The sequence below is a fragment of the Paenibacillus sp. GYB004 genome (assembly GCF_036577605.1).
Lineage (GTDB): Bacteria > Bacillota > Bacilli > Paenibacillales > NBRC-103111 > Paenibacillus_AB > Paenibacillus_AB oceani.
In genome coordinates, this window is the sequence record NZ_JARBDB010000063.1 from 1 (window position 1) to 21,940 (window position 21,940).

Annotated in this window: 20 protein-coding genes and 1 riboswitch; of the genes, 6 read left to right on the forward strand and 14 right to left on the reverse strand. The window is 54.6% G+C overall.

Annotated elements, in window-relative coordinates; all coding sequences use genetic code 11:
• Positions 1–254: 254 nt before the first annotated feature.
• The 3 genes from PV433_RS27545 to PV433_RS27555 all read left to right on the forward strand — a co-directional run bounded on the left by PV433_RS27545 (position 255) and on the right by PV433_RS27555 (position 3,075).
• The gene (locus tag PV433_RS27545; protein WP_332075245.1) at positions 255–1,337 is read left to right on the forward strand and encodes a sialidase family protein; all 1,083 of its coding nucleotides are present in this window, start codon (positions 255–257) and stop codon (positions 1,335–1,337) included.
• An 89-nt stretch (positions 1,338–1,426) separates the two neighbouring features.
• Positions 1,427–2,011 (forward strand): DNA-3-methyladenine glycosylase I, encoded by a 585-nt coding sequence (locus tag PV433_RS27550; protein ID WP_332075246.1) that lies wholly within the window; start codon positions 1,427–1,429, stop codon positions 2,009–2,011.
• A 66-nt stretch (positions 2,012–2,077) separates the two neighbouring features.
• Positions 2,078–2,222, forward strand: a riboswitch (cyclic di-AMP (ydaO/yuaA leader).
• 7 nt (positions 2,223–2,229) lie between these two features.
• Positions 2,230–3,075 (forward strand): 3D domain-containing protein, encoded by an 846-nt coding sequence (locus tag PV433_RS27555; RefSeq protein ID WP_332075248.1) that lies wholly within the window; start codon positions 2,230–2,232, stop codon positions 3,073–3,075.
• Between the two features lie 12 nt (positions 3,076–3,087).
• On the opposite strand, the gene PV433_RS27560 is transcribed toward PV433_RS27555, so the two are convergent.
• Entirely contained in the window at positions 3,088–4,107 is a 1,020-nt protein-coding gene (locus tag PV433_RS27560) for a polysaccharide deacetylase family protein (RefSeq protein ID WP_332075249.1), read from the reverse strand.
• A gap of 54 nt (positions 4,108–4,161) precedes the next feature.
• Between PV433_RS27560 and PV433_RS27565 the strand changes: the two genes are divergently transcribed.
• Positions 4,162–4,770, forward strand: coding sequence for a J-domain-containing protein (locus PV433_RS27565; RefSeq protein WP_332075250.1), 609 nt, complete (start codon positions 4,162–4,164; stop codon positions 4,768–4,770).
• 71 nt (positions 4,771–4,841) lie between these two features.
• On the opposite strand, the gene PV433_RS27570 is transcribed toward PV433_RS27565, so the two are convergent.
• From PV433_RS27570 to PV433_RS27585, 4 genes are all read right to left on the reverse strand, one after another.
• Positions 4,842–5,357: an acyl-CoA thioesterase gene (locus PV433_RS27570; RefSeq protein WP_317891254.1), complete on the reverse strand. Its 516-nt coding sequence runs from the start codon at positions 5,355–5,357 to the stop codon at positions 4,842–4,844.
• 298 nt (positions 5,358–5,655) lie between these two features.
• Entirely contained in the window at positions 5,656–6,090 is a 435-nt protein-coding gene (locus PV433_RS27575; protein ID WP_332075251.1) for a chemotaxis protein CheW, read from the reverse strand.
• A gap of 22 nt (positions 6,091–6,112) precedes the next feature.
• On the reverse strand, positions 6,113–7,702 hold the full coding sequence (locus PV433_RS27580; protein ID WP_332075252.1) for a methyl-accepting chemotaxis protein: 1,590 nt from the start codon (positions 7,700–7,702) through the stop codon (positions 6,113–6,115).
• Positions 7,699–8,385 carry an HD-GYP domain-containing protein gene (locus PV433_RS27585; RefSeq protein ID WP_190930192.1) on the reverse strand — a complete coding sequence of 229 codons (687 nt, stop codon included), beginning with the start codon at positions 8,383–8,385 and terminating at the stop codon, positions 7,699–7,701. The genes PV433_RS27580 and PV433_RS27585 overlap by 4 nt, the downstream gene beginning before the upstream one ends.
• 316 nt (positions 8,386–8,701) lie before the next feature.
• Here PV433_RS27585 and PV433_RS27590 point away from each other — a divergent pair, with 316 nt between their 5' ends.
• A complete protein-coding gene (locus PV433_RS27590) occupies positions 8,702–9,265 on the forward strand; it encodes a site-specific integrase (RefSeq protein ID WP_332075253.1) in 564 nt (187 codons plus the stop codon).
• A 689-nt stretch (positions 9,266–9,954) separates the two neighbouring features.
• On the opposite strand, the gene PV433_RS27595 is transcribed toward PV433_RS27590, so the two are convergent.
• From PV433_RS27595 to PV433_RS27625, 7 genes are all read right to left on the reverse strand, one after another.
• The gene (locus PV433_RS27595) at positions 9,955–11,118 is read right to left on the reverse strand and encodes a Ger(x)C family spore germination protein (protein ID WP_332075254.1); all 1,164 of its coding nucleotides are present in this window, start codon (positions 11,116–11,118) and stop codon (positions 9,955–9,957) included.
• Positions 11,115–12,584, reverse strand: a complete 1,470-nt coding sequence (locus tag PV433_RS27600; protein WP_332075255.1) for a spore germination protein — start codon at positions 12,582–12,584, stop codon at positions 11,115–11,117. Before PV433_RS27600 ends, PV433_RS27595 begins: the two co-directional genes overlap by 4 nt.
• Entirely contained in the window at positions 12,581–13,678 is a 1,098-nt protein-coding gene (locus PV433_RS27605) for an endospore germination permease (RefSeq protein WP_332075256.1), read from the reverse strand. Before PV433_RS27605 ends, PV433_RS27600 begins: the two co-directional genes overlap by 4 nt.
• 162 nt (positions 13,679–13,840) lie before the next feature.
• On the reverse strand, positions 13,841–15,316 hold the full coding sequence (locus PV433_RS27610) for a sensor histidine kinase (RefSeq protein ID WP_332075257.1): 1,476 nt from the start codon (positions 15,314–15,316) through the stop codon (positions 13,841–13,843).
• A complete protein-coding gene (locus PV433_RS27615; protein ID WP_332075258.1) occupies positions 15,313–15,996 on the reverse strand; it encodes a response regulator transcription factor in 684 nt (227 codons plus the stop codon). Before PV433_RS27615 ends, PV433_RS27610 begins: the two co-directional genes overlap by 4 nt.
• A gap of 933 nt (positions 15,997–16,929) precedes the next feature.
• Positions 16,930–19,170 (reverse strand): YhgE/Pip domain-containing protein, encoded by a 2,241-nt coding sequence (locus tag PV433_RS27620; protein WP_332075259.1) that lies wholly within the window; start codon positions 19,168–19,170, stop codon positions 16,930–16,932.
• A gap of 142 nt (positions 19,171–19,312) precedes the next feature.
• On the reverse strand, positions 19,313–19,888 hold the full coding sequence (locus PV433_RS27625) for a TetR/AcrR family transcriptional regulator (protein ID WP_332075260.1): 576 nt from the start codon (positions 19,886–19,888) through the stop codon (positions 19,313–19,315).
• A 688-nt stretch (positions 19,889–20,576) separates the two neighbouring features.
• Between PV433_RS27625 and PV433_RS27630 the strand changes: the two genes are divergently transcribed.
• Positions 20,577–20,990: a hypothetical protein gene (locus tag PV433_RS27630; protein WP_332075261.1), complete on the forward strand. Its 414-nt coding sequence runs from the start codon at positions 20,577–20,579 to the stop codon at positions 20,988–20,990.
• Positions 20,991–21,213: 223 nt separating this feature from the next.
• Here the strand turns inward: PV433_RS27630 and PV433_RS27635 are convergent, their stop codons facing one another.
• Positions 21,214–21,426 carry a cold-shock protein gene (locus tag PV433_RS27635; protein WP_332075262.1) on the reverse strand — a complete coding sequence of 71 codons (213 nt, stop codon included), beginning with the start codon at positions 21,424–21,426 and terminating at the stop codon, positions 21,214–21,216.
• Positions 21,427–21,591: 165 nt separating this feature from the next.
• Positions 21,592–21,792: a cold-shock protein gene (locus PV433_RS27640; protein ID WP_040951936.1), complete on the reverse strand. Its 201-nt coding sequence runs from the start codon at positions 21,790–21,792 to the stop codon at positions 21,592–21,594.
• Positions 21,793–21,940: the final 148 nt, after the last annotated feature.

Here is a 21,940-nt window from a genome sequence, read left to right on the forward strand (position 1 = left end):
GGCAACTTGATCTGATTGTCTACAATTTCAATATTTCCATTCGTGTAGTTTGTCTGATAAGACTGTACAGGATTCTTTTTACTCTTAAACTTTGGCGCATCGTTTTGTTTTTTGAAAAAGCGATTGTGTAATAGTCACCTAAACATATATCGGATAGTTAACGTGGCATAAGCCACGCCCTATCCGATGTTTTCTAACTCATGACTGAAGTCACGAGTTTGCGAAAACTATGCATCAAACAGGAGGAACTGCCGATGAATTACTGGAAACCGGTAAAGCCGGACGGACTGGAGCATGTCGTCATTTACAGAAACGATAACGAGTTTTGTTCATGGCCGTTTAACGCGGGGATGTGGAAAATAGCCGAAGACGACATCCTGGTCGGCTTCATGAACATCAACTGCGACTACTCGGTGCCCGGCAATCTGAAGCACGACCGGGTGGAGACGTACAGCCGAATCGCAGCCGTTCGCACCCGGGATGGAGGTCGCACATGGACCGCCGCAACGGAAATCGCCGATAATTACAGGCTCGGCGAGAAGCTGCTGTACGGCCGCAAGCACGAAATCACCGAGGGCAGCGATTTTGACGATCCTCACGTGCTGCTCGCTTGCTGGAGCACGCCCAATTCCGGCTCCGATCAGGCCCGCGCATGGATCAAATTGTCGCGCGACGGCGGCTTTACGTGGGAAGAAGCCAGTATGCTGCCGGACTGCGGCATTCCCCGCTACCAGGGACGGCCCTCTTATATCGTACGACCCGACGGAGTCATTTTGCTCTTTTTGACCGCAAGACCGAAGACGAACCCTCATGACCGTCCGGTCGTATTCGCCTCATTTGACAACGGCTGTAATTGGAGCCTTGTATCCCTTATGCCCGGCAGCCAGGAATACCGCATCATCTGCCCGTCTCCGGTCCTGATGCCGGACGGTACGATTCTCGTTGCAGTCCGATGCAAACCGGCAATGATCGCCGCCTGGAACGAGCTGTACGCTTCCGACGACGGAGGATTAACGTGGCGATTTATTAACCGCATCAACGACCATGGAGATGTCGTGCACTTGTCGCTTCTCGCTAACGGGTGTTTGTTCGTGGTCTACGGCTACAGGCGTCCGCCGTACGGCATCCGGGCGCGTGTGAGCGAAGACGGGGGTGCGACGTGGGGGCAAGAGCTGATTCTGCGCGATGACGGCGGCAGCCGGGATCTCGGTTACCCGCGCGCCGTCGAGGTGCGTCCGGGCGAAGTGCTGGCCTCCTACTACTTTCATGATGCAGACGGTCCGGGCGGTCACAAGGACGCGACCCGCTATATCGCAGGAACGATACTAAGACCCTGAGCCCGCTATCGGGACTGGAATTTCGCCTTCGGAGGCATCCTCCGTTATACTGGAAGGACTGGGTGGATACCTAAGGAGGCGATTTTCTCATGCAGGAACCTTTGAAACGCTGCGGCTGGGTCACAGACAACCCGCTCTACCGGGATTACCACGACCGGGAATGGGGCGTGCCTGTTCACGAGGATCACGCCCTGTTCGAGCGGCTCGTGCTGGAGGGCGCTCAAGCCGGCCTTAGCTGGTACACGATTCTGCGCAAGCGGGAACAGTACCGCGAAGCGTTCGACCGGTTCGATCCGGTACTAGTCGCCGGATATGACGACCGCAAAATAGAGGAATTGATGAACAACGAAGGCATCGTGCGCAACCGGGCCAAAATTGCATCCGCCGTTCGCAACGCCCGATGCTTCCTTCAGGTTCAGCAGGAGTTCGGCAGCTTCGACGCATATATATGGCAATTTGTCGGAGGACATCCGATCCGCAACCGCTGGGATCGTCTGGAGGATGTGCCCGCCTCCACCCCCATCTCGGAAGCGATGAGCAAAGATTTAAAAAAGCGCGGCTTTACCTTCGTCGGCCCGACGATTTGCTACGCGCTCATGCAGGCAACCGGGATGGTGCAGGACCATGTGACGAGCTGTTTTCGGCACGGCGAAATTGCAACTGGCAAATTTTGAGGCTTTCCCCTTCCGTCCGACATATGTTAGCCTTCTACAAGAAGCCGAAACTTCAAAACTGCGAAGTTTTACCATTCGCGGTTTCCATAAGTGCGGGGGATTATCATCAAGCGGACTTGTCCGCTCCGGGGTGAATCGCGTTTCTACGCGTAGGGTTGTATCCTCAGCCCGAATCCGACAACTAACCTCGTAGGCCGTCAAAAGGAGAGATGCCGTTCGTGAAGTACTTACCCTGGAAGCACGCTTTGCTTGCGGGCAGTTTCGCTTTGTTCGCCCTATCCGGAACCGGATCGTCAGCAACCGCAGGGGGACGTCCCTACGACCCGGCCTTGATGCCGATGCTGGCTCCGTTCGTTTTTCAGACTCATTTATTTGCAGATGGCGGGGCATTATCTCCTTCCGCTTACCCGGCTCAAGGAATCGTAACGGTGTTGGCCTCGGAACCAGCGGCAGCCGAACTCGCAGAGACGGCTCAGCCGGCTGCAGAACAGCAGCTTCCGCAGCCTGAGCCTCAGCTTCAGCCCCAGGCGGCTCCCGCAGCATCTGCTGCAGTTGCCAGCGCACCCGCCAAGCCGAAGGCCGCTTCAGCCGCGTCCGATACAGCGAAGAAAGCGCAACCAAACCAAGCCAAAAAAGCAGCTCCGGCAGCGGCCCAAGCGAAAGCCGCAACCGAAGCGAAAGCTACCGCCAAGCAGCCGTCAACGAACCAGCCGGTCGTCACGGTGGCGGGCAAAGAGATCAAACCTGCCAAAACCATCGCCGCAGTCGCTTCCGCCTATACAGGCAGCGCCGAAGAAAACGGCGGTTATGCCGGACTTGATTATTTCGGCAATACGCTGAAGGTCGGCACCATTGCTGTAGACCCCAAAGTGATTCCGCTCGGAACGACCGTATACGTCACCGGTTATACGTTCGACGGTCTGCCGGCCGGAGGAATGATGGCGGTAGCGTCCGACACAGGCGGCTCGATCAAGGGCAACCGGATCGACATCTTCGTGCCGAGTTCGGGCGAGCAAGCCAAATTGTTCGGTTACCAGAATGTAACGGTGTATGTCGTCGACTAGCAGTCGGCGGCATTATTTGCTTTTGGGCAGCTTCAGCAGTTCGGGAACGGTAACCAGCCCGTAGCCCTGCTCTCTCAGCTTCGCGATGATGCCGGGCAGCGCTTTGACGGTACCGGACAAATCTTGACTGTCTCCTCCGGCCGAATGCTGCAAAACGATCGCTCCAGCCTTCGTATGGCCGAGGATATTGCCTAACACTTGCTGTTCCCCGAGGTTTTTCCAATCGAGCGAATCGACGTTCCAGTTGACGATCACGTATCCTCTATTTTTGGCCCATTGCAGCTCATCTTCATCGATCGCTCCATAAGGAGGACGCACCAGCTTGGGCCGGTAACCGGCGAGCCGGTTCAGCACCTCCTCCGCCTTCTCGATTTCCGAAGCAAATTCGTCCACCGTTAATTTGGTAAACTGCGGATGGCGGTACGAATGGTTGCCGATCGCATGACCTTCCCGTACGATCCGCTTTACGATATCCGGATGCTCCTCCGCCTTTTTGCCCAGCAGGAAGAAGGTCGCCTTCACGCCATTGGCCTTCAATACATCTAGCACTTGCGGCGTAAAGCGTAAATCGGGACCGTCATCGAACGTCAGCGCGATCCGGGGCTCCTTCGCTGCGCCGCTTACCTTGAACCAGTCCGGGTACTTGGCTCTCAGCTCCGAGAGCGACAGCTTCCGTCCGGACGAGCTTTGCTGCGCGCTTACCGCCGGAGCTTTGGGCGGTGCTTTCGGCTTGGCGCTCGGCTTCGGCTTGGCTCGCGTCTCCTGATGCGGGGGAACTGCCGGCGGCTCCTGCTTGATCTCGATCGGCTTCGCCTTGGGCGAAACGGACACCGTATCGGATACCCGCTGCTCCCGCTCGGCCGTTTGCGCCATCAGCTCCGTAAGTTCCTCCGTCCGAACGATGCTGTGCGGAACGTCCGACGCATAGTCCCGCGGGGCCGGTACAGCCGGATTATCTTCTCCCGAACGCCCCGCGTTCCAGCAGCCGGACACCAGCAGACAGCATACCGCGATTGCGGTCATCCGCTTCATAAGGCATTCCCCTTCCGTTTTAACGTTAGTATGAAGGTTCGGGGAACGATTTATGTGCCGGAACGCAGGAGCGGTCTCCTGCAAAATGTGGACGCGTCGGTTACCCGTCTTCCGCTTGACCCGGCCCAGCCAATCCGCTACGCTAGAACCAAACCGTTCTATAAGAAAGCGGGGAATTACGCCATGTCGTCTTCTCGCAACAACCTTCCTGACGGTGGGGTTTATTCGGAACCTCCGCAGCGCCCGATCATCCCCTTGCCGGCCGATACGTTCGAAGACCGTCAAGTCGCCATTTTACATTACAGGCGGATGAACCACTGGCTTGATGAGGCGTTCGAGGAATGCAAGCGCAACGGCGGCTTCGATCACTTGCCCGGCAAAGGAAAACCGGTCGAGGTGCCGACCGAGGACGTGCTGCAGACGATACTGAAAAACGCCAAAGTTCCACCCCCATGGATTATGCTGCGTAAAGATATACAGGAATCGATCGAATATACGCTCAAGCTGCTGCAGACCCATCCGGATGAACTATCGATCGACGCCCATATTAAGGACATTAACAAAAAAATAACGCAGCTGAACATTCAGTCTCCCAGCCTGTCGCTGCATCGACGCAAGGTGACGAGGGAAACACTGGAGGCTGAATTCGAGAAGTGGAAGTAAAATTGTCTGATACCAACAAAGCCAGCAAGCCGTTTGAGGAAACGGTTTACTGGCTTTTGCTCGATATCCGGTCATTCCCAGGAATAGCTGGTCGTCAAAAAATCGGCGAACTTCTTGCTCTGCTCGCGGCGGTGGCGCCTCATATCCGCCCGTCCGTCTCCGGACTGGTGAAGCTGAATCTCCTCTTCGGATTCCGGCACAACCTGCGGCACGGGAATCGGCTTCTTGTTGTCGTCCAGCGCGACGAAGGTTAGAAAGGAGGTTGCGGCGATATGGCGTTCCCCGCTAAGCAGATCCTCGGTGATAACCTTGACGAACACTTCCATCGAGCTTCGGCCGGTCCAGGTTACATACGATTCCAGACATACGGAAGCGGTCATCGGGATCGGGGACAGGAAGTCCACCGAGTCGGTAGACGCCGTCACCACAAAGCTGCGGCTGTGCTTGGATGCGGCGATGGAGGCGATGTCGTCGATATGCGCCATCAGCTTGCCTCCGAACAGCGTATCGTAGTTATTCACGTCGGTCGGAAATACCCGAAACGTCTTGTAACATCTGGACTCTTTCGAGAAACGTTTCTCTACCACATGATCACGCCTTTCCTTGCTGTCGGTCTCCACTAGGAGTAGGATGCCCTAAAAACGGCTCCGCTTGTGTCATTATACCGCATTGGAAACAAAAAAAACGATAACGCCACGGTTTCGCTCCCCTCGATAAAGGTTTGCCACAGCGGATACACGACCGGTCTCGTCTTTCATGTGGTTGACCACTGTCATGTGACGCCGAGCACCTCGCGCAAAATAAACAAGCACCGCTTCACCCCGAAGCAGTGCTTGCCGTTATGTTCTTTGTCCGAGCCTCTCCTTAGTCAGCGCTCCACCGCCATTAATCCCGCAGAAGCACTTCATCCAGGTTTAAAAGGCCGACCAGTTCCCCTTCCCTGACTCCGATACCGGTAAAAAAAGCTCCGCTCAAATCGCCGACTCGCTCCGGCGGAGGCTGAACATCCGGGTACAGGGTCACCTTGTTGACCAGATCGACCCGCACCCCTACCGATTGCTCCCGATGCTTAATGACCACGATTCGCGTTGATTTGGTATCCGTATCGTCCGCCATGCCGAACAACCTGCGCAGCGAGATGACCGGCACCACGTGCCCGCGCAAATTAATGACACCTTTCACATACGGCTTCGAATGCGGAAGAGGCGTAATCGTCTGCAGCCTAATAATTTCATGGATGTGCTCGATGCGGATCGCATAGTTCTCCTCTCCTATGCGAAACTCGATATATTGCTCTTGCCGAACGGTAGCCACGTTCACGTTCAAGCCTCCTAACGACAAATTAGCTGATCTTGAACACCGAGACGGACGTGTGCAGCTCATCCGCCAGCTGAGCCAGAGACTGGCACGTCGCAGCCGTCTCTTCGGAAGACGCCGCCGCTTCCTGACTGCCCGCCGCGATCGTCTCTACCGAGCTCATCACTTCCGTAGCCTGGGCCGACTGCTCCTCGCTTGCCGCGGCAATTTCATTCACTTTGCCAGCTGTCGTATCGACCATGCTGGCAATCCGCTGGAACGCATCGCCCATTTTGACCGATTGCTCCGTACTGACGAGAACTGCGGAGACGCTTTGCTTCGTATTGTCCTGCATCGTCTTGATGATCGTCGAGATCTGCTTGGTCGCTTCGCTGCTTCGTTCCGCCAGCTTACGAACCTCGTCGGCGACTACGGCGAAGCCTCTGCCCTGATCCCCCGCCCGGGCCGCTTCGATCGCCGCGTTTAGGGCAAGCAGATTGGTTTGATCGGCGATTTCGTCAATCACCTCGATAATATCTCCGATGCGCTGCGAATCTTCTTCGAGACGCGACATTTTTTCATTCACCGCCTGCATCCCGGCGACGGACGCCTCCACCGCTTGACCGCCCTCGCTTGCGGTACGCACCGTGTCCGAGGACAGCTCGGCCGCTTGCTCCGCGCTGCGGGCCACGGAATGAATCGCGGACGTCAGTTCGCCGAACAGATCGGTAATCGTTTGCGCCGATTGGGCCTGGCTGGAGCTGCTGCTTGCGATCTCTTCCGTACTGGCCGATATTTGCTCGGACGCCGCCGCCACGCTTTGGGACGATTGGACGATTCCGCCGATCAGTCTTTGCAGATTATGAATCATCTCGTTGAGCGAGCCGGCCAATTGGCCGATCTCATCGCGCGTATCGATCTCGGATTGCTCCCGCAAATCGCCCTCCGCTACTTTCGCAATGAGTTGCACCATCCGTCCCAGCGGATTCGCGATCGTCCGCGCTATGTAATAACCGAGCAAAATGCTGATCACAAAAGCCAAGATGATGACCGCAACCGTTACGTTGCGCGCCGACGTGTAAGCCTCGCCGGATTCCACGTAGGTCGCTCCCGCGATCTCTACATTCATGTCGATCAGCTTCGTCAGGTGGGTTCTCATTTTTGTCGCGACCGGGTTCAATTCCTCCAGTTGAAATTTGCGGAACGCTTCCCAGTCGTTCTGATACGTAATCTGGCGAGCCTGATCGAACAGCTTATCGTAAGCGGCGTATGCCGTATCGAACGCTTTCAGTTCGTCCTGCTCCTCTTTTGTAACGGCAACTTTCCGGTAAGATTCGATCTTGTCGACGAACTCTTTTTTGTATTCGTCGATTTCCCGGGACAGCTGATCCAACTGTGATTTGTCGGTCGTCGTGCTCATTTCCCGGATGGCTACACGCATCTGCTGATAGCTAATCTGCGCGGCCGACAGGTCTCGTACCGAGACGAGATTGTTGTTGTACACTTCCCGGACGTTTCCGTTTAACATACTCATATTGGATAAGGCATACAGACCTACGGCCGCCAGCAAAACCGCAACCGTTACAAAAGCGGAAATCAGTTTAACGGATGTTTTCAAGTTCAGGAACCATCTCATTGTCCACTTCTCCTCCATGCTGTAGCATTCATTTGCGCCTCGTGAACATTTGTCTCCAAATTCCGCTTCCATCTCGAAGAACCCGGAAAGGGATACGTCTCGCAAAATTCAGTCGCCGCCCGAAATGACTCGAAAGGAACATTCAAAAACAATTCGACCGCGTCCGGATCGAATTGTGTGCCGCTTTGCCTGCGCAGCTCCTCTTTGGCCTGCTCGACAGACAACCCTCTGCGGTAGGGCCGATTTGACACCATCGTGTCGAAGGCGTCGATCACCGAGCATACCCGCGCCCATTCGGGAATCTCGCTTCCTTTCAAGCCATGCGGATACCCCAGACCGTCCCATCGCTCGTGATGATATTGCACGATATCGGCTACAGGAGGGTGCATGTAGCCGTTGATATGAAGCAGTCTCATCCCGATTTCCGGATGTCTTCTCATGCTTCTCCACTCCTCGGAGGTCAGAACGGTCGGCTTGTGTAAAATCTCAAGCGGAATCATCCGTTTCCCGATGTCGTGAATGCAGCAGCCCGCGACAAAAGCTTCCTTCTCTTCTTCCGTCCACCCCGATACATGGGCGGCTACAATCCGCGCCAGATGCCCGACCCGCAAGCTGTGCTCGTAGGTCATCCGGTCGCCTTTGTCCAAGAAACGGCGCAGACAATCCTCCATTATGCTCTTCACCGGAACTCTACTCCTTTACGTCCAGGAGCCGGAGCCGGCCTTTCGCCTTTAGACGTAAGCGCTGCTGTACCGGGCCGGAATGCTTGATCCATCAAAGCAAGGTCCCTCCTTTATCGACATATTTACTATCCGTAACGAACTCCGCTTTCCTCAAATAGAACAAAATACCCATTTTGTTAGATCTGAAACACTAAGTCTAAAGGCTTATTTCCCTTATGGGAGTAAGGAACGTTGCAATTTCGACAATAATCGCCGATAATCTTATATAACATTATGTTTCAAAATATTGCATTTAATCTAACTAACGGAGACTCTCATGACCAACAGACGAGGTGCCAATGCCGTAGAACCGATACGTGACTTGGAGCAAATCCAGCAAATCAAAGAATATTTGCTTCACCGGTCTTACCGGGATTATTTTTTATTTGTTTTCGGCATTAATTCGGGATTGCGGATCAGTGATATTTTGCCGTTGCGGGTTATGGATGTGAAGTATACGAAGCATCTGAAAGTTCGCGAGAAGAAGACGGGAAATGCACGTAAAACGATCATTACCGACACGCTACGGAACGAAATTGAAAAGTACACGAAACGGTACGCAGACTCGGATTACTTGTTCCCGTCGAAGAAAGGAGGCGCTCCGATCAGCCGGATTCAGGCCTGGCATATTATTCATCAGGCCGCCAAAGCATGCCGGGTGGAAGGGGCGATCGGAACACATACATTGCGGAAAACGTTCGGATATCACTTCTATCAGAAGACGAAAGATGTGGCGATGCTGCAATACATATTTGGACATTCCAGTCCTTCCATCACACTGCGATATATCGGAATTAACGACGATATGGTGGACGAGGCATTGGAATCCTTTTCCTTATAGAACGAAAATTGTCTGACTATGTCGAAATTCTAAATGACAACTTGTTCCATAACCAGTATAATGATACTGTCTATGCCTTCCTCCTAACCTAACAAAATGGGTATTTTGTTCAGCGACAGTATTGGTATCCCCTAAACCGGTTGCCACCATTCGATCGGAGTGCCGATTCACCACTGAGGTATGTCGTGAATCCGGACATGAAACCGCTTTTCTATAAAAGAAATTCGACGTTCTTCCGATAACCCGATCCGCCTTGATCTGACGTATACAAGTTGTGCCCCGCTGCCGTTTTCTAGCTGCGGGACTTCTTTTATATGAAACGTCCAAAAAAAAGTTCCAATTTTTTCTTGTGAAGTTATAAGTTATATGGGAGGCTCTCATCTTGTCGTCTTGCTTAAGCAATTCAAATAAACGAGGCTGTCGATTCATTATGGACAACCAAGTAGAAAGGGAAAAGATTACCTTCTGGCGAGTTTTGTCTGGAATCCCCTACTACAATCCTTATTCAATCAAGGGATTCCGGACAACCTGTTTGAGTAGAGGAAGGTAGCTTTTCACTTGGAACGACCTGCTAACACTTCTACACAATGAATCGACAGCCTCATAAACCGCCTTTATGCTCTATCCAAGCCTCTGCCAAAAATTAAAGAGCCTCTCGGACTCACTCCTCCGGAAGGCTCTTCTTCAAACTAATATTGATTTTTCGGCTGCTTCGTAATCCGGTACATCCCCGAGTGCAGCAAGTCGACGCTCACCTCTATAGATCCGAGGGTATAATCCTCGAGCGGAGTCGTGCCGTTATGCGTCAGCCTGCTCCAGATCGGAAAATGTTGACGGTACAGCTCATGGTTGAGGTGAAACAAATCCAGCCCCTTCTCCCGGCCGTGCTCGAACGTTTGCCGGATCTGCGAGCTTATCGCCTTGATCGTCTCCTGTTCGATTTCTTGTTCCGTCATCCCCTCCAGCATCTCGGCGATCGTAGCCGTACAGCTGAATCGGACCGAAAACCGGTTGCTGCCGCCCTGCTCGTCAAACCGGATATCCGCCCTGATATTCTCAATCGACATCGACGCCGACGGCTGCCCGTCTTTGCTGATCACCAGATCGCCCCGTCTCGAATGGGCCTCCATCCAGCGAAGCCCGGTCAGCTCCGAATCTTTGACGAACACCGGATCATTATGCTGAGTGAGGACATAAATCCCCGCCACCACCAGCTTCCTATCGGGCTTATCGTTCTTTTTCCATACTTCCCCGTCGATCGCCAGCATCGGCAGCAGCAAACTATTGCCGGGCTCGCGAAGTTGCGAGACCATCTTATGCAGCCGGAGCGGACGAATATAAGAGCGCTGCCGGTAGTTGTCTTCCGGCTGGTGCAGAATCGACGCGAGCGGGGATAAATTAAAGAAAGGCGTGACCGTAAACAACCGGTCGATCGGTTCGTTCGTGCCATACACCCACTGCGTATACCGGATTTCGCGGAAGCGGATCAATCCGTCCAAATACTGAAGGGCGCCGTGTTTTAAAGCCTCCTGGCTAAAGACGATCGACGATACTTGTCCCCAAAACACGCGCTGCTGCGACGTCTTGTACAGCCGGTTCATCGCATCGACGACGGTGATGCCCTCCTCCTTGCCCGACCACACGTTTCCGGCTGCACCGCCTTTGGAAAAGTCAGGCTTCGATACGTTGGAGAAGTCGAGCAGTTGAGCATATACGACATATTTGCCGTCCTGAAAGTCATAACCGAGCGCGGCGACATAGTTCGTATCCTGAATCGACTTCATATCCCAGCATCCGCTCAGCAGCGCCATGATGACGGCTCCAAGGGCCAACGTCTGAAACGAACGAATCAAGACGTATCCCCTTCCCTTCGTGTCCGGTCGATCGGCTTCAGGAACGAAGGCCGACGCCTCATCATCGCAAACGGCTTCGCCAATATCGCCTGGACGAACTCCCGGTAGTTGGGAGGCGATATTGGCGCCAAGTAGGATACACCGAACGTCTCCAGGGTCGCCAGATACAGCGTGAGCGCGACGACGGACAAGATGAAGCCGAACATCCCGAGTACAGTCGATACGAGTAAAATAATAATGCGCAGCAGCGTAACGGCGCCGGAGAGCGACTGATTGACGAGCGTAAACATCGCCATCGTCGAGATCGCAACAGCGACAAGCGTAGCGGGACCAGTGATGCCGGCCCGGATCGCCGCGTCGCCGACGATCAGCCCGCCGACTACGGCAACCGTTTGCCCGACCGCCTTCGGCAGACGCATTCCCGCTTCCCGGAACAGTTCGAACAACCCCAGCATTATGAAAAAATCCATCGGTCCCGACAAAGGGAGCCCGAGCCGGAGCGAAGAGATCGTGGCCAGCAGCGGAAACGGAATCTGATCGAGATTAAACGCCGTTACGGCAATGTAGAAGCCCGGCAGAAAAATGGCCACCAGCAGCCCGATAACCCGCAGAATCCGCTCCATCGCCACATAATAATACGGAAAATGGACGTCTTCCGGCGACTTCATAATATACACCAAATTTGCCGGACCGAGGAGCGCCATCGGAGAGCCGTCCACAATGATGCACATTCTTCCCCGGAGCAGACTGTCGGCTACAAAGTCCGGACGCCCGGTATAATCCAGCAGCGGAAACAGGCTAAAAGACGAGCCGGTCAATCCTTCCTCCAGCTGGCTGCTGCTGACCAGCCCGTCAACGTCGATAGCTTGGAGCTTCTGCCTCGCGTCTTCCACCACTTCGGGATTGATAACATCGTCGATATACAGCAGGGCGACCGACGTTTTGCTGCGTCTGCCGACCGGATAAACCTCGCACTTCATCGAGTTGGATTTCAGCCTTTTCCGGACCAATGCCACGTTCACGCCTATGCTTTCGGTAAACGAATCTCTCGGCCCTTTAATCGATACTTCCGAGCTCGACTCCTCCGGATTCCGGTTAGGCAAGCTGCAGATATTAAGCGTGTAGATCAAACCCGATGTCTCGAAAAATAAGATCAAGTATCCGGAGAACAGATCGGCCATCACCGATTCCGTCGTCTGTTCCGCAGCTACCCGTCGCAGCATCAGCCGCTGGTTGCGTTCCAGAAGGGCGGGATCAACCGTAATGGACTGATCCAGCATATCCCGCATGTAAGGAAGCACCGCATCCTCGAGCGTCTGGTTATTGACCAGACCTTGAGCGTAGATCAGGACAACCTTATGGGTTGTTCCGGGAGGACCGAAGATACAAGTCTCGACGGCTACGTCCTGGGATTTGCTGAACAGCTCCCTGACGCTGCTCTCCGTCCATCTCGATAACGGGATCATGGGGCGGAACTCTCCTTTCTGCGTCCTGCCGGCAGCAAAGCGAATATAAGCAGCGATACCGTCAGCACAAGATGAAGAACGAATTCACCGGGAAAAAACCACTTTTGCAAAAATTCAAGCAGGGAAGCGTCGCTAAACGGAATGAGCATGCCCGCGAGGAACAGCAGGCACAACCAGGTTTGCAGGACCGTCCCGTTGCGCGGTTTGCGGACTCCGGCGATGTCCCCGATCAGGAACAGGGACAACGAAACCCGGACGAACGCCCCTGCAATCCACTGGTAGATCGAAAAAAAATCCACATGCGAAATAAACTTCCCCATCGTCACCATCCGCCACTGCTCGAAAGCCGGATACCGCTGATAGGCCGATTCGAACGGTCCGAATATCGCCAGGGAGCCGGTTAACGGTCCCAGCGTCAATCCGACGATGATGAAGCACATCACGATCAAGCTGGCCGGCCGGATCTTATTCGAGACGTGCTGCTGCAAAAACAAAACGATCGTAAGCTCGAACAACGCCCCGCACGTGTATCCCATTGCGTTCAGAGCCGAAGTGTAGCCGTGGGTGAACAAAGGAAAAAGCAGGCTGTAATCCTTATATTGCAGATTGGCGCTCGCTACCATGTAGCCGAGAAAAACTACGCCAGGCAGCAGAATCCCCGACGTGACGGCGATCGCCCGTATTCCCCTTTTGGCGGCAAACCAGCAGACGAGCAGGAGGGCCAGAGCGATCGCGAGTCTCGGCGTGCGGGGCAAATACGTCACTTGCGTCCAGGTGATCGTATCCAGAAGCGACACAAATCCGACGATGGCGAAATAAACGATCAGGACGAATCGAAGTATAGCGCCGGGAACGATCCCGTACCGTTGGTGCAGCCAGTCGGTCAGCTTCTTCCGGTCGGTCGTGCGGATCGTGACATACAGCAGCGCTACCCATAGCAGAGCAGGCAGTATGGCGGCGGCGGCGCCGATCCAGGAATCTCTTTTGGCTGTCGAGAGCAGAACGGGAATCAGCAGGACGTGATTGGAAATACCGATAAACAGCATAAGCATCATATACAGCTGAAAGGCGGTAATCTTTTTATCCGTTCGCATCGATTCTCTCCCGTATGGCAGGCTGATCTTGGTAGATTCAAGTATCTTTTGTAAGCGGGCCGCTTCTTATACCAAAATCCGGATACGCCAAAAAAGAACCGAAAGAAGTCCGCATCGCTTTCCGCCATACGGATCATCCTTCGGCTCCATCCGTTCCCAATCTTAGTCCAGCGTCCCGCTGCGGGGAAGCCGGACGGTAAAGGTGCTCCCCGCTCCAGACGCGCTCCGGGCGTGAATCGTCCCACCGTGAGCGTCCACAATCGACTTCGTGATGGCAAGACCGAGTCCCGCCCCGCCCGACTTGCGGGTACGCGACGATTCCCCCCGGTAGAAGCGGTCGAACACATGCGGGAGATGCTCCTCGGGAATACCCGGGCCGTTATCCGCTACGGCAAGCTCAACCTCGTCTTCCGTCCCGGTTAAAGTCACCCCGATGCGGCCCGACTTCGGATCGGTATGCTGGACCGCGTTCTGGAACAGATTCAGCACCACCTGCTTGATCTTGTCCGTGTCGTACCGGCATTTCACTACGGATTCGATCCGGAGCTCCACCTCCCGTTCGCCTGCCAGCAGCCGCAGTTGGGACTCCATCTCTGTAAGCAGCCAGCCCAGATCGCCTTCGCTCCATACGACGGAAGGCGCGCGGTCCAGCTTGGCGAGCAGCAGCAGATCGTGGACCAGCTTGTTGATCCGCTCCGATTCGCCGTACATGCTCGTCAGCGCTTTCTCCAGTTGGTTCGGCTGATGCATCGCTCCGCGCAGCAGCACCTCGAGAAAGCCGTGAATCGACGTAAGCGGCGTCCGCAGCTCATGAGAAGCGTCCGCGACGAACCGCCGCATCTGTTCCTTCGCCTCTTTCTCCGCGAGGAAGGAAGCCTCCAGCCGCTCCAGCATGCCGTTAAACGACACGGCCAGCCGGTCGATCTCCTGCTGGCCTTGCCGGGAAGGGAACCGTTCGTCGAGATTGCCGGCATCGATCCGTTCCACGGTATCCACGATTTTGGACAAAGGAACGAGCGTCCGACGCAATACGGGAATAAAGGCAAGCAGGCCAAGCAGCAGCGCAAGCAAGGAGAGCACGGAGAACACGAAGAGCTGATTAACCGCGACGTCGTGGAGCGGCGCCGTACTCATGCTTAGCTGGGCGACGCCGAGGATGCGCCCCCGGGAATCGATCGGCTGCAGCACGACGAGTTGTTCGGCTCCTTGCGCATCGCGCATCACGGTATAGTGCAGCCCGTCCTTCGGTTTCAGCTTCATCGCTTCCTCGTATTCCGCATCCTCCAGCCTCGGCGGCTCCCCGGCCTCCGGCCAGCCGGACATATTGGTGAACGTGCCGGACGCATAGATGACGGCGAACGTCATATCCGGGAAGTACAGCATCGGCTTGCGCCCTCCCGGCCCTTCATACTCCCAGTCCCCCGTGCTCAGAAGCACCTCCCGGGGAACCGAGCGAAGCTGGCCCTGCATGCTTTCCGCTTTGTTTTTAAACAAAAACTCGCGCATGAACACGTACTGGAATAACCCGATAAACAGTAAAATGACGGCTATTACGAGCAAAGACCGGGCCAGCAGCTGGAACCGCAGCGAATGCGGCGTTAAAGCCCGGGGAAACCGGAACCGTCCCCGCTTCTTCATGTCACATCAACCCGGTATCCTGCTCCCCGCAGCGTGCGGATGACCCGATGCTCCTTGTCTCCGAGCTTGTCTCTCAAGGACCGGATGTACACCTCGACGATATTTTCCTCGCCGCCGAAATCGTACCCCCACACCTTGTCCAAAATCATACTTTTGCTAAGGACGAGCCCGTGGTTGGTCACTAAAAATTTGAGCAGCTCGTATTCGGTAGGAGACAGCTCCAGCACTTTATCCGCGTAACTGATCTCTTTGCGGCGATCGTCGATCCGGAACGGCCCGGCAGCCACTTCGCCCAGCAGATTCGGAAACTGGTTGCGTACCCTGGCATGGATACGGGCGAGCAGCTCTTCGAAGCTGAACGGCTTGACGACATAGTCGTCGGCCCCGAGCGTCAGCCCTTTCACGCGGTCGTCCACCTCGTCTTTGGCCGTCAGCATAATGATCGCGACATTTTCTGACTTTTTCAGCATCTTGCATACCTCGAAGCCGTCCATCCCGGGCATCATCACGTCGAGAATGGCGACATGCGGCTGAAATTGTCTGGCTACCGTGATCGCGGTCATCCCGTCCTGTGCCGTCTGTACGTCGAAACCTTCGTTCGTCAGACCCAGCTCCAGAAATTGCAATATATTCGGCTCGTCGTCGACAAGCAGCACTTTAATCCCCTTAAGCTGGCGCATCCTGGAAACCTCCCCAGTGTGTACTTCTTCTATTATCGCCCGCCGCCCTGAACCGATGCTGAGCGGAACCTGAACGGCAACTGAACGTTTTTGAGAGCATCCTTCGGGCCCTCTTGCCTGCTGCCGCTATTCACCCTCTAACAAGCGCATCGGGTGTGCAGCGCCGTTCTAACTGAGACGAACACAGTGTTGTTCTAGCTTTACGATACACGGAACTGTGAACCCGATCAAGAAAAGAGCTTGCGGCGAGAAGGGGACTTGGGGACATGGGGTCAATAGGCGTAAGGGAGAGCGTGGCAGTAGTGGGCAGAATGGGAGCTTTTTGGGGGAGGGGATTTAGGGTTTAGGGTTTTGGAGGTTTTGGAGGTTTTGGAGGTTTTGGAGGTTGGGGGCTTGGGGGCTTTGGGGGCTTGGGGGCTTGGGGGCTTGGGGGCTTGGGGGCAATCGGATATGGCGGAATTGGAGCAAGAACCGCTCTGGGAGGGAGTTTTCCGGCAAAAGCGGAAATTCTACTTCCGTTATTGTGACTATTGGGGGTAAAAGCATGTGTTAGCGGAAGAATCGCTTCCTCTAATCAGGCATAAAAGGCCGAGTTTGTGTTGAAACTCAGAAATAGCGGAAGCCTTTCTTCCGTTTTGCCTGTTCTAACCGTTGAACCGATCGAATAAAGGAAGTGAATCTTCCGTTTCCGTTTCACTCTCCAATCTCTACTCTCCAATCTCTACTCTCCACTCTCTCTCTCCCCGCTTTGTTCGTCGATCAGGTGCATCAAAACCTTCCAGCGCCGCTCCGCTCGCTGAATCCCCCTTTGCCGATCCTATGAGCTTTCTCATGCGCCGACATGCAAAAAAACTGCCGGAAAGCCTCCTATCAGGCTTAACCGACAGTTTTCGTCTTTGTTGCGCGTTCCTCCGAAACCGCTCCTGCATCCGATCAGTTAGCAGCAGCCGGGGTTGCCGCAGCCGTCTGCTTGCGGCGCTTCATTCTGCGGTGAGCCGCCGTGAAGTAGGCATACGTCATCGCCGCACACAGTACCGCGAACACGCCGAGCAGCGCCGCCTGCTTCCACATCGAGCCGAAGTCGCCGCTCGAGATGACATCCTTCAATCCGGCAACCGAATACGTCATCGGCAGCCAAGGCGTTACGTGCTGCAGCCATCCCGGGATCAGCTCCAGCGGGAACGTGCCGGCCGAGCTCGTCAGTTGGAAAATAAGCAGCACGATCGCGATAAACCGGCCCGGATTTTGCATCGTAGCGACCAGAAATTGAATGAGCATCATAAAGGTAATGCTAGTAATAATCGAGAACAGAAGGAACAGCGGAACGCTCTTCACTTGTAGGTTCAAAATAAGCAGCAGCGCCGCATCGGCGATCAGCGCCTGAATCGTGCCGACCAGGGCAAGCGTCAAAGCTTTGCTCCAGAACCAGCTGCGTCCGTTCGCCGGAACGACGGCCGGCTCGCGGACCGAATACACGATCGTCAGCAGCAGCGCCCCTACGTACAAGCCGAGCGACAGGAAATAAGGAGCAAAGCCCGTGCCGTAGTTGGGCACCTCATTAACCTTCTGGACGTCCAGCCCTACCGGTTCGGTGAACATGTCGTACATCGAGTCGTTTACTTGAAGTCCCGACGTTTTGGCAGCCGCCTCACCCAGCTTATCGGACAGCTCATGCGAACCGTCATCCAGCTGCAGCAGTCCCGAAGCGACCTGCCGGGCTCCGTTCTCCAGCTGGGTGGAGCCTTCTACGAACGGCCCGATGTTCACAGCCAGCCGGTTCAGACCTTGCTGCAGCTCCGCAGCGCCTCCGGCTAGCTGCCCGGCTCCCGCCGCCAGCTCGGCTCCGCCGTTTTTGGCTTCGGCCAGCTTGGTACCGAACATCGTCATGCCTGCCGTCCACTCGCGGGCACCGGCCGACAGCTTTTGTCCTCCCGCGGCGAGCTGCTGCCCTCCGGCCTGCGCTTCCTTCAGCTTGCCGTCAAATGTGGCCATGCCGCTCTTCATCTGATCGAGTCCGGCGTGCAATTGCTCGGCTCCGCCGCTTAGCTTCTGCTGCGCCGTCTTGGCTTCGGCCAGCCCCGCCGACAGCTGCTTGCTTGCCGCCAGCAGGCTTTGGAAGCCGGCGTCCTGGGCCAGCCGCGGGTCGGCCCCGGCGAGCTGCTCGAGGCCCTTCGCCAGCCCGGCCGCGCCTTCCTCCAGCTTCGCAGAGCCTGCAGCCGACTGCGCCAATCCCGCCGCAAGCCGGCCGGACGCCTGCTCCGTCTGCGCAGAGCTTGCCGACAGCTTGCCGCTTGCTTCGGCCAGCTGCGTCAGCCCGCCGCTCAGGCTCTCCGAGCCGGAGCGCAGCGATTCCGCGCCTTCGCCGATCGTGGCGGCGCCTGCGCCAAGTTCCTGACGGGCCGCGTCCAGCTTGGCGAGCCCGTCCGCTAGTCCGGCTGCGCCTCCGCCGAGCGCGGCGGCGCCGTTATTCAGCTGGCCGCCTCCTGCTTGAAGCAGGGAGACGCCTTCCTTCAGCGAGACCGAACCGGTGACGAGCTTATTCAGATTTTGCTCGATCTGCACCGCTCCGTCCTTCGCTTTCGTCGTGCCTTCGGCGAGCTTGCCTGCGCCGTCGCTCGCCTGGCCGATGCCGTCGACGAGCTGCTCCATTTGTCCGAATACCGTTCTAGCATAAGCTTCCGTCACTTCTTTATTCAGCAGAGCCTTCATCTTCTCTACCGCAGTATTGCCGATTTGCGACGCCAGGAAGTTATAGCTTTCGTTCGGGAGAAATGCCAGCTTCGCCGCCGCAGGATGATCGGACGTGAGCGTCGTCGTTTTCTCCGAGAAATCTTCCGGAATCTCGATCGCCATATAATACGTATTGTTCTTCAGACCGGCGTCCGCTTCTTCCTTCGTTACGAACCGCCAGTCGAACTGCGGGTTTTTCTTCAACTGCCCCTCGAACTCCTGACCGATCTGCAGCTGCTTGCCGTTAAACTCGGCGCCCTTGTCGGCATTAACGACAGCAACCGGGAGGTCGCTCAGCCGGCCGTACGGGTCCCAGAACGCTCCGAGAAACATCGCCGTATACAGCACCGGGATCATCAGCACCGCAATAACCGGAATCAACACCCTGCGGTTGCGCATAACGGCGGTCAGTTCTTTGCCGAACTGCTTCCAACTTTTAAACATCGTTCCCCACTCCTATAACTGAATATATATATTCGGACGAATTCATCCGTTTCACCCAATAAACCGACGCATTTTCCTCATTTTGTCCAATTGACCATTTTGGTCATTTAGTCATTTTATCGATAAAAAAACGGCATCCGGCTTAGTCCGGAGCCAGTCCTTCCTGTAAGTAAAACCGAAGAAGTTCGGCCACACGCGTTTTGTCCAGCGGGGGGTGCGACTTCTTCCAGTCGGCCGTAAGCGCCATGTACAGCTTCAACATGACGAACGCAGTCATCTCTGGGTCGCACGGCTTGATTTCGCCTTTATCGACAGCCGCCTGCACCTGCTGCTGAATGTAGCCGACGACCGCTTTCTCGATCTGATAGATGCCGTCCTGCGCCATCTGGGTCCCAATCTCCTTCACTTCCTGGGACAGCTTGATCGCCAGCTCATGCTCCTCACGAAAATCGAGCAGCTGATCAAGCACGAGGTTCAAGTTATCGAAAAACTTGCGGCCCGGATCGACCACCTCTTCAGCGACACGCTTCATCTCCCCGATCAGCCTGTTCATAATTTCCTGAAACAGCTCTTCTTTGTTCGAGAAAAACGTATAAATCGTTCCTTTGCCCACATTGGCGATCTTCGCAACCTGATCCATCGTAGTCCCTTTATAACCGAATAAAGCGAAAGACTTGGCCGCAGCATCGATGATCAATCTTCTCCGGTCAATAGACATCAAACTCACCTCCCGACCGACTGACCAAAATACCATTTTAGTCATTTCGTCAGAAATTATTTTATCACGCTCTTGCGCGGATGGCAAGAGGCACGTTTCAGCCTTTTACCGCCAAAACAGAAATAGCCCCATCTGCGGCACAGCAGACGAAGCTATTTCTTGAGTATTCGATTCACTGGTCTTTCGTCTTTCCTTTCATCCAACATGCTTGGCACGCTTTATTTTTCCAATCCTTTACCTTTCCCGTTCAGAAGATTGTACTGCAATTCCTTTACAATCCGGTCGGTTGATCCAATTGGTTCCCGATTCTCTGAGGTCCCGCATACCGTGACGATTACGGATAAGCTCGTCAGCTTCCCTTGGATTGTAACCGATGCACGATTATGCTTCGCTTACCTTCTTCATTGGACTATCCCCTCTCCGTGTTGTACCCTCATTATACTTGCCTGCACATGTTGTGTAAATATTCTGATTTTTCTGTTATCTAGGTTTTGTCCAGGTTTATCTTGGGTTTCCTTAGGCATTCGCCGGAATTTACAATTTTTTAACGTTTTTCTCCTTTTTCGTTCGAACGTCCGAACTTGAGTCCCGAATAGCCCAAAAACTTTTTTGCAACTAATCCCCCGCTCAAACGTATGAATAAGAGAGTATGCCTTTTTTGTGAAAAAGAGAAAAGAGGATGCATCATATGAATCCGAAGCAAATCATCATAGCCGGTACAATCGCTATCGTCATATCCATAAGCACTGTCTTTCAAAATGAAGAAGCCAATGCCTCCTTGGGCTTGCCGGGTCAAGCCGATCCTGCCGTCCATACCCGGGATTCCTCGCGTCCGGAGACCGTCGCGTCGCTGCAGCATGTGCTCGGCGGGTTGTCGGACGAGGAGATTCACGACGCCCTGTACAACGGCCGCACGCTGGCCGACCTCGCCGAGGAGCAGCGTGTGGATGTGGAGGACGTCATCGATCTCCAGGTCGCCGAACTATCCCAGCAGCTCACGTCGCGCCTGACCAGCGGCAGCATAACCGCCGAACAGTTCGAGACGCATCAGGCCGAGCTGCGCGAGATGATTACAAAAAGCGTACACGGCTTGTCCGGCTAACCGAGAAACGCCGACCTCCTCCAAGGGGTCGGCGTTTTTCTTAGAAGGTACCGAAGACTCCTATTTTGCTCAGAGCCCGCGTGCATACGTTTTGACGAAGGCGAACATAACCTGCACACAATAACCTGCACCCAAGAATGAGGGGAACGGAAACAGGCAGGGCGGCTTTGCCAAATGCAAAAAACCCGACCTCGTGCGGCCGGGCTTCTTCATGAATCTCCATTTATTTTTTGGATGAATTGGGGCTTGTGTTCGCGATCACGGTAATCATCTTTTCGGTTTTCGCCATGGCGGATTGACATTGGGGACAAATCGGCTGATTCGAAAAGGAGAAGTTATCTCGAATCCAACCGTTACACTTTTCGTTCGTGCAAGACCATACGAGCGTTAGCTCCTGTGGAATTTCGTCCAGCGGCTTTCTGCGTGAATAGTACATGACGTCCCTCTTTTCCCTCTAATAGTGATCCATCGTCAGTATGAGAAGCTTCGGTTCCCACTCATTACAGCTCGCTTTGACAAGTCACCGCTATCGAGCTACAGACCGCATTTAAGTAATAAAGCCCCAAACGCAAAGGTTTGGGGCTTTATGTGTTCGTGCTTCTTACAGTTTAACTACGTTCTCAGCTTGTGGTCCGCGGTTGCCTTGAACAACGTTGAACTCTACGCGTTGGCCTTCGTCCAGCGATTTGAAGCCGTCGCCAACGATTGCGCTGAAGTGAACGAATACGTCGTTTCCGCCTTCAACTTCGATGAAGCCGAAACCTTTCTCTGCGTTAAACCATTTTACTGTTCCTGTTTGCATATTGAATTACCTCCTAAATAAATTACATGACCTTTATTTTGCTTTAAAATAAAAAATCACATATTGGACAAGGTTATTCACAGAAAATAATAACCCTCTACAATATGTGAGTTCAGGTCAAAATTTCAGTATCTGTATCATAGCATAT